The following is a 9,935-nucleotide window of genomic DNA, read 5'->3' on the forward strand; positions in this document are numbered from 1 at the left end:
GGCCAGCGCGCGGCCGAGCCGGCGCGGCCTGCGCGGCGGCGGCGGGCGGGGCTCGTCTCGCGGCGGCGGCGCGTCGTTCGGCGGTGGCGGGCAATCGTGCTTGGTCATGCTGGAATCCGGAAAACCCTCGTCAGAATGCGATGCCGAGCGTCAGGTAGGGACGCACGCTGCGATTGCGCAGGCCATAGGCGAGGTCGACATTGACCGGCCCGACCGGGCTGCGCCAGCGCGCGCCGAACCCGACGCCCGGATAGAACACCCGCTCGCCCCAGGCATCGGTGGCGGTGCCGATATCGAAGAAGGTGGCCGCGCCCCAGTCGTGGTTGAACCAGTGCTGGTATTCGGCGGTGCCCGTCATCAGGTACTTGGTCGGCAGCACCGAGCCGTCCACGCTGTTGCCGATGCTCTGGTAGCCGTAGCCGCGCACCGAGTTCGAGCCGCCGGCGCGGAACAGCAGCGAGGCCGGCACGCCGGCCGAGCCGCCGCTGGTGAACACGCCGCCCAGCTCGGCACGGAAGAAGATCAGGTCGCGCTTGCCGATCGGGATGTACTGCTGGCCGCGCGCGTAACCGCGCACGAAGCTCTGGTCGGTCAGCACGCCCTTCACGGCGAAGCCGGCCTCGGCGTGGATCAGGTTGCCCGAGCGCGGGAACAGCGGATCGTCGACGTTGCGCCGCGTCCAGGACCATTGCGGCACCAGCGCGCGGCTGGTGGTCGGGCCGGCGCCGTTCTGGTCGAGCCGGTCCTGGTAGAACATGATCGAGTAGGAATAGTCGATGTTCTGGCTGGTCTTGGTGCGCTGCAGGCCCAGGCGCGCGCTGTAGATGCGCACGTCCGACACGTTGGTGTTGGTGTACGAGGCCAGCGCGCTGTTGGTCCAGCCGCGCGGGCTCGGCGGCATCGACAACTGGACCTGTCCGTATTGCTGGATCTGGTCGATGCGCCCCGACACCTGCAGAGGCCAGGCCGCGCCAAAGGTGTCGAGATAGGTATAGGAGCCCTGGATGTGCGGCCCGGTATCGGTCGCGTAGCCGACCCCGCCGCGCACGCTGTTGTAGGGATACTCGCTGACCTTCACGTGGACCGGCGTGTCCTCGGGCTTGCTGGTGTCGTCGCCGACGTCGATCGCCACGCTCGCGTAGTAGGGCGTGTTCTGCAACTGGCGCTGCAGCTCGTTGATGCGCTGCACGTCGTAGATCTCGCCCACGCCGAGCGGGTTGACGTTGGTGACGATGCGCTCGGGATAACGCCGCACGCCCGACACGTCGAGCGCGCCCATCGTGAAGGTCGGCCCGCTGTCGAAGCTCACGGCGAGCTTCGCGGTGCGCGTGCGCGGATCGATGCGCGCCTGCGAGCTGACGATCTTCGCGCCCAGGTAGCGATAGGACTGCAGTTGCTTGAGCGCGGCATTCTTGGCGCCGTCCCAGCCCGACTGCGTGAAGGCGTCGCCCTCGTGCAGCGAGAAGGCCAGCCGCGCGGCGGTTTCCTGCTTCGGGTCCTCGGTGCCGACGGGGCCCTTGAACTGCAGGTCGACGCCGGCCACGTCGGTCTGCGGGCCCGGGTCCACCTTGACCGTCACCGAACGCTTGCCGTCGCGGTTGCGCACGTCGGTCGAGACCACCGGCGAGAAATAACCCTCGGTGGCGGTCAGGTCGCGCACCTGCTGGGGCGTGGCGGTAATCAGGAACTCGAACTGGTCGTCGGAGATGTCGTCTCGCTTGGCGAAGCGCGAGACGTCGAGGTGCTGCTGGAGCAGCTTGCGCACCGAGCGCGGCGCGTCGATGTCGACGCTGTACTTGGCCCAGGCCGGCAGCGCGAAGCTGGCCGCCAGGCAGCCGCCCAGCGTCAGGCGGACCAGGCGCGGCAGCAACGGGAAGCGGGAAGACGGCGACGGCGCCTGGCCGGCGGAACTCGCCTGGCTGGCAGGCATCGCCTTGCTGGAAACGATCGCCTCGGCGCCCGGGATCGCCTTGCGGCGGGCACGACGCGCATCGGGTGGAATGGCCAGCCCTGTCAAATACCGCCCCCTCGGAAATTGATCGGATGAAAAAACCACATTTGACCACAGCGACATGGCGCCACAGAGGCCAAACATTGAAAGATCTTCAAAAGCGCGCGTGCAGATACACACCGCGGGCATTCGACGCGCGCGAACGCCGGCTGTTCCCCGCGATGCGGTAAAATCCCGCCATCCCCAACCCGGGCGGCGGCGCGAAGCGCGCACCGGCCCGTCTCGAACGGAACCCCACCATGTCGTACACGTCCGACGTCACGCAATTTCTGAACCAGCTCAAGCAACAGAAGCCGGCGCTGGAAGACGAGCAGCGCAAGGGCCGCGCCCTGCTGTGGGACAAGCAGCCGATCGACCTCGACGAGCGTTCGGAGCAGCAGCAATCGCGCGTCAAGCAGAACTCCTACGTCTACTACCAGAACTTCTGATCCCGTGAGCGCCGCCGACGAGGCCGCCGCCCCGCCCGAGGACGCGCTCGCCGCGCGTGCCGGCGCCGATTCGACGCCCGACACGGTGGACGGCGTCGCCGCCTTCGCGCGCCTGTACGGCGAGCCGCTGTTCAAGCTGCCGCAGGATCTCTACATCCCGCCCGATGCGCTCGAGGTCTTCCTGGAGACCTTCGAGGGCCCGCTGGACCTGCTGCTGTACCTGATCCGCAAGCAGAACTTCAACGTGCTCGACATCCCGATGGCCGAGGTCACCGCCCAGTACCTCGGCTACGTCGACCAGATCCGCGAGTCGAACCTGGAGCTGGCGGCCGAGTACCTGCTGATGGCGGCGATGCTCATCGAGATCAAGTCGCGCATGCTGCTGCCGGTCAAGAAGGCCGACACCGGCGAGGAAGCCGAGGATCCGCGCGCCGAGCTGGTGCGCCGCCTGCTCGAATACGAGCAGATGAAGCTGGCCTCGCAGCGGCTCGACCAACTGCCGCAGCTCGGCCGCGACTTCCTGCGCGCCGAGGTCTACATCGAGCAGAGCATCACGCCGCGCTTCCCGGACGTCGATTCCGAAGACCTGCGCGCGGCCTGGGCCGACGTGCTCAAGCGCGCCAAGCTGGTCCAGCATCACCGGATCTCGCGCGAGGAGCTGTCGGTGCGCGAGCACATGAGCCTGATCCTGCGGCAGTTGCAGAACGTGCGCTTCATGGAGTTCGCCGAGCTGTTCGACACCTCGCGCGGCGTGCCGGTGGTGGTGGTCAACTTCATCGCCATGCTCGAGCTGGCGCGCGAGTCGCTGATCGAGATCACCCAGCCCGAACCCTTCGCGCCGATCTACGTGCGCCTGGCCTACCTGCCGGCCTGAGGCGGGCGCGCCGGGCCTCGCGCTGTTTCCTCACGCGGCTTTCCCCCTTTTCGCCTCGAAGACGGGCCGGCACGGCCCCGTCTGTCCCGTCTTCGCGCGACCTCGCCCGGATAAAAAGCGAACGATCGTGCGCTTATCGGTGCGCTTCAGCCGCAAATCCTCTACAATCGCCGACGCTCGCGCCCTGCCCGGCTCGCGGGCCAGCGAACCGTCCGACCACGAGGCCGCGCCCCGCGCGGCGGCAACGCGCGATGCGCGCGAGGAACCGCTCTACCGACCATGAAAGTCATCAGCACGATCCAGGAGCTGCGCGACCAGTTGCGCGGCCAGAACCGCACGGCCTTCGTGCCGACGATGGGCAACCTGCATGAAGGCCATCTGTCGCTGATGCGGCTCGCGCGCCAGCATGGCGACCCGGTGGTCGCGAGCATCTTCGTGAACCGGCTGCAGTTCGGCCCGAACGAGGATTTCGACAAGTACCCGCGCACGCTGCAGGACGACATCGAGAAGCTGCAGAGCGAAAACGTCTACGTGCTGTTCGCGCCGACCGAGCGCGACCTGTACCCGGAGCCGCAGGAATACCGCGTGCAGCCGCCGCACGACCTGGGCGACATCCTGGAGGGCGAGTTCCGCCCCGGCTTCTTCACCGGCGTGTGCACCGTGGTCACCAAGCTGATGGCCTGCGTGCAGCCGAAGGTGGCCGTGTTCGGCAAGAAGGATTACCAGCAGCTGATGATCGTGCGCCGCATGTGCCACCAGCTCGCGCTGCCGGTGGACATCGTGGCCGCCGAAACGGTGCGCAACGACGACGGCCTGGCGCTGTCCTCGCGCAACCGCTACCTGAGCGAGGCCGAGCGCGCCGAGGCGCCCGAGCTGGCGCGCGCGCTGCAGCGCGTGCGCGAGACGGTGCTGGGCGGCGAGCGCGACCTGGCCAAGGTCGAGGCCGCGGCCCGCGAGGCGCTGGCCGCGCGCGGCTGGCAGCCCGACTACATCGCGATCCGCCGCCGCGCCAACCTGGTCGCGCCGAGCGCCGAACAGCTCGAGGGCGGCGAGCCGCTGGTGGTGCTGGCCGCCGCCAAGCTCGGCGCCACGCGCCTCATCGACAACCTGGAAATCTGACGGCCCGCCGTCGCGCTTCCGCCTCACCGCATCAGGACACACCATGCAGCGCCACATGCTGAAATCGAAGATCCACCGCGCCACGGTCACGCACTGCGAGCTTCACTACGAAGGCTCCTGCGCGATCGACGAGGACCTGCTCGAAGCCTCGAACATCGTCGAGAACGAGCGGATCGACATCTGGAACATCAACAACGGCGAGCGTTTCTCGACCTACGCGATCAAGGGCGAGCGCGGCAGCGGCATGATCTCGCTGAACGGCTCGGCGGCGCGGCGCGCGCAGCTCGGCGACCTGGTGATCATCGCCGCGTTCGCGGTGGTCGACGAGGCCGACCTGAAGGCCGGCTGGAAGCCGGACCTGGTGTTCGTCGACGAGCACAACAAGATGAAGGGCAGCCGCGACCACGTGCCGACCCAGAGCTGGACCTGAGCGCCGCGCCGTTCGCGGCCGCCGGCAACGGAAAACCCGCCGTTCGCGAGAACGGCGGGTTTTGTTTTTGATGCCCCGGCGAAGGCTCAGTCGGCGGGCTTGTCGGCTTTATCGGCCTTGTCGGCCTTGCCCGGCCTGGCCTGCGCCCAGTCGACGATCGACTGCCATTGCTCGAGATCCTTCTCGACGCGGCTGCGGGCGACATCCCACAAGGTCAGGCCGTGCGCGGCCACCTGCACGTAGTTCTGGGTGTCGCGCAGGTAGCCGAGCACCGGCAGCTCGAGCCCCTCGACGAAGCGCTGCAACTGCTCGGCCGAGCGCGTGCGCGCATCGACGCGCATGCCGACGATGCCGACCTGCACCGCGCCCTTGCGCACCGCCTTCTCGGCGGCCAGCCGCTCGAGGAATTGCTGGGTGGCGAGGATATCGAACATCGAGGGCTGGAGCGGCACGATCACCTTGTCGGCCAGCTCGAGCGCGAGGTCGAGCCGGTTGCCGTGCAGCCCGGCCGGCGTGTCGATCACCGCGTATTCGAGGCCGCGCGGCGGCTTGGCCGGCGCGCCCGGGTCGAGCGCCCAGGCCTCGATGACCGGCAGCGTGGCGGGCCGCAACGCGAGCCAGCCGTGCGAGGACTGCTGCCGGTCCAGGTCGGCCAGCGCCACCCAGGCGCCCTGCGCCGCGAAATACCCGGCCAGATTGGTGGACAGCGTGCTCTTGCCGACGCCGCCCTTCGGATTTGCCACCACGATCACCGTCATGTACACCCCCGGAAAGCCGCGCGGCGCCGGTCGGCGGCGCCACGGAAAGTTGCGGATACAGGGAGCGATGATATCGGCAAAACGCCCCGCCCCGGAATGGGGCAGGCGCGATCAAGGCCGGATGGGCGGGTATCGCCACATCGTGCCGGCTCGGGTGGGGCCCGGCTGGACGGCTCGGTCGGCGAGGGAAACCAGGCCGGGCGGCGCGGCCGATGGCCGGGAGCGGGCCTGGCGCCGGGTTCCGGCCGTCGACGGCGCCGAGCCGGTGGCAGCCGGAACCGGCGCCGGTGGGTGGCGGCGCGGCAGGCGCGGCCCGGTCAAAGGCCGCGTCGCGCGCAGGGGTATCGACGGCAGGAAACGGGCGGTGGCGACTTAGCGGCGGCGACCGCCTGCCCCGCCCGCTCAGGCCCCTCAGGCCGCGCGCTGCACGCCGGCCTTGGCCGCCGCGCGGTTGCCGCCGAGCGCATAGGCACCCGCGCCGACCAGCGCCTGCACCGCCAGCGCGGCCGCCCAGAAGGCCGGATATTCCCAGCCGCCATGCGGCGAATCGAAGCCGAAGCCGTTCGGGAAATGCGTGTGCACCACGCCGAGCATGAACACCAGCAGCACCAGGGAGACGATCCGGACCTGAATCCCGCCCAGCAGCGCGAGACCGCCGACCAGCTCGACGGCGATCGTCACATAGGCGAGCCAGCCCGGCAGGCCGATCGAGACGAAGAACTGCACGGTGCCCGGCAGGGTGAAGACGAAGATCTTCTGGCCGACGTGGATCAGGTACAAGACGCCGAGCACCAGGCGCAGCAAGGTGGCGCCGAGTTCGGCGGAACGATTCGGGTTCATGGCGGACTCCATCGAGAAGGGGAATGGAGCGAACTCTATTCGAAGCGTTTTCGCCGATAAATCTCCGGATCGGATTACATTACTTCCCAAAAAGAACGAATTGATCAGACGAAGCTGCCGAATAGGCGTTCCAGATCGAGATGCGCGGCGAAGGTATCGGCGAGCCGCTCGATCGAGGCCTCGCGCAGCGCCGCCCAGTCGACCGCCTCGGCCCGGTCCAGCCCGGCCCATTCGAGCAGCGCGGCGCAGGCGCCGGGCGTGTCGAACAGGCCATGCAGGTAGGTGGCCAGGATCTGCCCGTCCTCGGAGATGGCGCCGTCGGACCGCTCGCCTTCCGGTCCGTCGAGTCGCAGCGCCGGCCGCGCCAGCGCCGGGCCGTGCGTCTCGCCCATGTGGATCTCGTAGCCGCTCACGGCCGCGCCCTCGCCTTCGCCCCAGCCGAGCCGCCCGCCCGCGTTGACCAGCGTCTTCTCGGGCCGCAGCTCGGTGTCGTAGTCGAGCAGGCCGAGCCCCGCCACGCGAGCCGGCGGCCCCTCGACACCCTGCGGATCGTCGAGCCAGCGGCCCAGCATCTGCATGCCGCCGCAGATCCCGATCAGCTTGCCCCCGTAGCGCAGGTGGCGCTGGATCGCGCGATCCCAGCCATTGGCGCGCAGCCATTCGAGATCGCGCTGCACGCTCTTCGAGCCGGGCAGGATCACCAGGTCGGCGGGCGGGATCGGGCCGCTCTTCCAGTAGGAGAAATCGACGCGCGGATGCGCGCGCAGCGCGTCGTAGTCGGTGTGGTTGCTGATGCGCGGCACGGCCGGCACGACCACCCGCAGCACGCCGGCCGCGCGATCGCTGGCCTCGGTGCGCGCCAGGCTCGGCAGCATGTCCTCGGCGTCGAGCGCGAGGCCGTGCAGGTAGGGCAGCACGCCGAGCACCGGCTTGCCGGTTTGTGCCTCCAGCCAGTCGAGGCCGGGTTTCAGCAAGGCCGGATCGCCGCGGAAGCGGTTGATCACGAAGCCGCGCACGCGCTCGCGCTCGCTCGGCGACAGGCAGGCCAGCGTGCCGAGCAGGTGCGCGAACACACCGCCGCGATCGATGTCGGCGACCAGCACCACCGGGCAGTCGACATGCTCGGCGAAACCCATGTTGGCGATGTCGCCCTCGCGCAGGTTGATCTCGGCCGGGCTGCCGGCGCCCTCGACGATCACCGCGTCGTAGGCGGCGCGCAAGCGTTCGTAGGATTGCAGCACGGCCTCGAAGGCCACCGGCTTGTAGGCGTGATAGGCCCGCGCATCGAGATTGCCGCGCGCATGGCCGTGGATGATGACCTGCGCACCGCGATCGCTGTTCGGCTTGAGCAGCACCGGGTTCAGGTCGGTATGCGCGGGGATGCCGGCTGCGATCGCCTGCAGCGCCTGGGCGCGGCCGATCTCGCCGCCGTCGACGGTCACCGCGCTGTTGAGCGCCATGTTCTGCGGCTTGAAGGGCGCCACGCGCGCGCCCGCGCGCCGCGCCAGCCGGCACAGCCCGGCCACCACGGTGCTCTTGCCGGCGTCGGAGGTGGTGCCTTGGATCATCAGCGTGCCGCGCGGCGAGGGCAGGCGATCGGAAACGGTCATGGTGCGGGCCATCGGGCTGTCTGGGGAAGGCCGCATTATCGCGCGCGCCGTTACAATCACGCGATGACTTCGCACCACCTCACCTTCGTGCTCGGCGGCGCCCGCTCGGGCAAGAGCGCGCATGCCGAACGGCTGGCCGCCGCGAGCGGCCGCGCCGTCACCTATGTCGCCACCGCGCGCGTGGTCGGCGACGCCGAATTCGATCGCCGCATCGCCCATCATCGCGCGCGCCGCCCGGCCGACTGGGCCCTGGTCGAGGCGCCCGAGGCGCTGGCCGAGGCGATCGCCGCGCTCGACGATCCCGCCGCCTGCGTGCTGGTCGACTGCCTGACGCTGTGGCTCGCCGGCCTGCTCTGCCCGCCCGACGGCGCGGCCGTCGACGAGGCCACGCTCGCCGCGCGCGTGGCGGCGCTGGAAGACGCGCTGCGCGCCTCGCGGGCCCAGGTGATCGTAGTCAGCAACGAGATCGGCCTGGGCGTGATCCCGCTCGGCGCCGAGACGCGTCGCTACGTCGACGAACTGGGCCGGCTCAACCAGCGCATCGCAGCGCTGGCCACCCACGTCACGCTGGTGGTGGCGGGCCTGCCGATGCACGTGAAAGCGCCCGGAGAACCGGCATGCTGATGCTGTCGCTGCCGGCGGTGGCGATCCTCGCGGTCGCGGCCTTCCTGGTCGACTGGCGCTTCGGCGAACCGCGCCGCGGCCATCCCCTGGTCGTCTTCGGGCGCCTGGCCCAGGCCATCGAGGCGCGCCTGAACCACGGCCGGCTGGGCCGGCCGATCGGCGTGGCGGCCTGGTGCCTGGCGGTGCTGCCGCCGGTGCTGGCGGCCCTGCTGCTGCTCGCCCTGCTGCCCTGGCCGCTGGCCGCCGCCGTGCATGTCGCCCTGCTGTGGTTCGCGCTCGGCGCCAAGAGCCTGGCCGAGCATATCGCGCCGATCGGCGCCGCCCTCGCTCGCGGCGATCTCGCCGAGGCGCGCACGCTGACCGCGCGCATCGTCTCGCGCGACACGCGCGAGGCCGATGCCTCGGCGCTGTCGCGCGCGGCGGTCGAATCGGCGCTGGAGAACGGCAACGACGCGATCTTCGGTGCGCTGTTCTGGTTCGCCATCGCGGGCGGCCCCGGCGCGCTGATGTTCCGGCTCGCCAACACGCTCGACGCGATGTGGGGCTATCGCACGCCGCGCCTGCTGCGCTTCGGCTGGGCCGCGGCGCGCATCGACGATGCGCTGAACTGGGTGCCGGCGCGGCTCACGGCCGCCAGCTACGCCCTGCTGGGCGACACCGCCAACGCCTGGCGCTGCTGGCGCAGCCAGGCGCGCCAATGGGACAGCCCCAATGCCGGGCCGGTGATGGCCGCCGGCGCCGGCAGCCTCAACGTGGTGCTGGGCGGCCCGGCCGTCTATCACGGCGAACTCGAGACGCGGCCCACGCTCGGCGCCGGCGAGCCGGCCTCGCCCGCCCACGTGCGCGCGGCGCTCTCGCTGGTGGCACGCACCTCGATCCTCTGGCTCGCGCTGCTGCTGGCCGGCGCCGCGCTATCGGTCGCCACCCAGCATGGCTGAGGCCCCGGCCCGCGCCATGTCCATCCCCTTCCCTCGATTCCGCGCGGCGGGCGATGTCGATCGCCCCGCCCGACCCGCCCCATGACCGACTCCGCTCTCCATCCGCCCGCCATCACGCACGGCGGCAATCCGCACGACGCCGCGCAACGCTACGGCATTCCGCTCGCGCGCTGGCTCGATCTCTCGACCGGCATCAACCCGATCGGCTACCCGGTGCCGCCGATGCCGCCCGAGGCCTGGCGCCGGCTGCCCGGCGACGAGGCGCCGCTGGCCGCGCTGGCCGCGCGCTACTACGGCGCGCCC

The 9,935-nt window shown here is 70.4% G+C and carries 10 protein-coding genes and 1 pseudogene; 7 read left to right on the forward strand and 4 right to left on the reverse strand.

The genetic code is table 11. The features are described from left to right. Positions 1 to 130 precede the first annotated feature (130 nt). Entirely contained in the window at positions 131 to 1,930 is a 1,800-nt protein-coding gene (locus F3J18_RS32960) for an autotransporter assembly complex family protein (protein WP_205195664.1), read from the reverse strand. A gap of 320 nt (positions 1,931 to 2,250) precedes the next feature. On the opposite strand from F3J18_RS32960, the gene F3J18_RS32965 reads away from it, so the two are divergent. The 4 genes from F3J18_RS32965 to panD all read left to right on the forward strand — a co-directional run bounded on the left by F3J18_RS32965 (position 2,251) and on the right by panD (position 4,862). Continuing rightward, positions 2,251 to 2,439, forward strand: a complete 189-nt coding sequence (locus F3J18_RS32965) for a DUF3460 family protein (protein WP_025096620.1) — start codon at positions 2,251 to 2,253, stop codon at positions 2,437 to 2,439. A gap of 4 nt (positions 2,440 to 2,443) precedes the next feature. Continuing rightward, complete coding sequence (locus F3J18_RS32970; protein WP_166916295.1) at positions 2,444 to 3,313, forward strand: ScpA family protein; 870 nt, start codon at positions 2,444 to 2,446, stop codon at positions 3,311 to 3,313. 279 nt (positions 3,314 to 3,592) lie between these two features. Beyond that, entirely contained in the window at positions 3,593 to 4,432 is an 840-nt protein-coding gene (gene panC / locus F3J18_RS32975; protein WP_025096622.1) for a pantoate--beta-alanine ligase, read from the forward strand. 43 nt (positions 4,433 to 4,475) lie between these two features. Continuing rightward, positions 4,476 to 4,862 (forward strand): aspartate 1-decarboxylase, encoded by a 387-nt coding sequence (panD, locus tag F3J18_RS32980; protein ID WP_042625753.1) that lies wholly within the window; start codon positions 4,476 to 4,478, stop codon positions 4,860 to 4,862. Positions 4,863 to 4,948: 86 nt separating this feature from the next. Here panD and F3J18_RS32985 read toward each other — a convergent pair whose 3' ends face one another. The 3 genes from F3J18_RS32985 to F3J18_RS32995 form a co-directional block, all read right to left on the reverse strand. Further along, the gene (locus F3J18_RS32985) at positions 4,949 to 5,620 is read right to left on the reverse strand and encodes a ParA family protein (RefSeq protein ID WP_025102263.1); all 672 of its coding nucleotides are present in this window, start codon (positions 5,618 to 5,620) and stop codon (positions 4,949 to 4,951) included. A 411-nt stretch (positions 5,621 to 6,031) separates the two neighbouring features. Then, entirely contained in the window at positions 6,032 to 6,460 is a 429-nt protein-coding gene (locus F3J18_RS32990) for a DoxX family protein (protein ID WP_025102262.1), read from the reverse strand. A gap of 104 nt (positions 6,461 to 6,564) precedes the next feature. Next, entirely contained in the window at positions 6,565 to 8,070 is a 1,506-nt protein-coding gene (locus F3J18_RS32995) for a cobyric acid synthase (RefSeq protein ID WP_240154847.1), read from the reverse strand. Between the two features lie 63 nt (positions 8,071 to 8,133). Between F3J18_RS32995 and cobU the strand changes: the two genes are divergently transcribed. From cobU to F3J18_RS33010, 3 genes and pseudogenes are all read left to right on the forward strand, one after another. Further along, entirely contained in the window at positions 8,134 to 8,694 is a 561-nt protein-coding gene (gene cobU / locus F3J18_RS33000) for a bifunctional adenosylcobinamide kinase/adenosylcobinamide-phosphate guanylyltransferase (protein WP_105852239.1), read from the forward strand. Continuing rightward, on the forward strand, positions 8,688 to 9,632 hold the full coding sequence (gene cbiB, locus F3J18_RS33005) for an adenosylcobinamide-phosphate synthase CbiB (protein ID WP_166916298.1): 945 nt from the start codon (positions 8,688 to 8,690) through the stop codon (positions 9,630 to 9,632). The genes cobU and cbiB overlap by 7 nt, the downstream gene beginning before the upstream one ends. An 81-nt stretch (positions 9,633 to 9,713) precedes the next feature. After that, positions 9,714 to 9,935, forward strand: a pseudogene (locus F3J18_RS33010) (threonine-phosphate decarboxylase); the annotation flags it as partial.

It is taken from the genome of Burkholderia sp. Ax-1720 (genome assembly GCF_011753035.1).
In the GTDB taxonomy this organism is placed as follows: Bacteria; Pseudomonadota; Gammaproteobacteria; order Burkholderiales; family Burkholderiaceae; genus Burkholderia; species Burkholderia gladioli.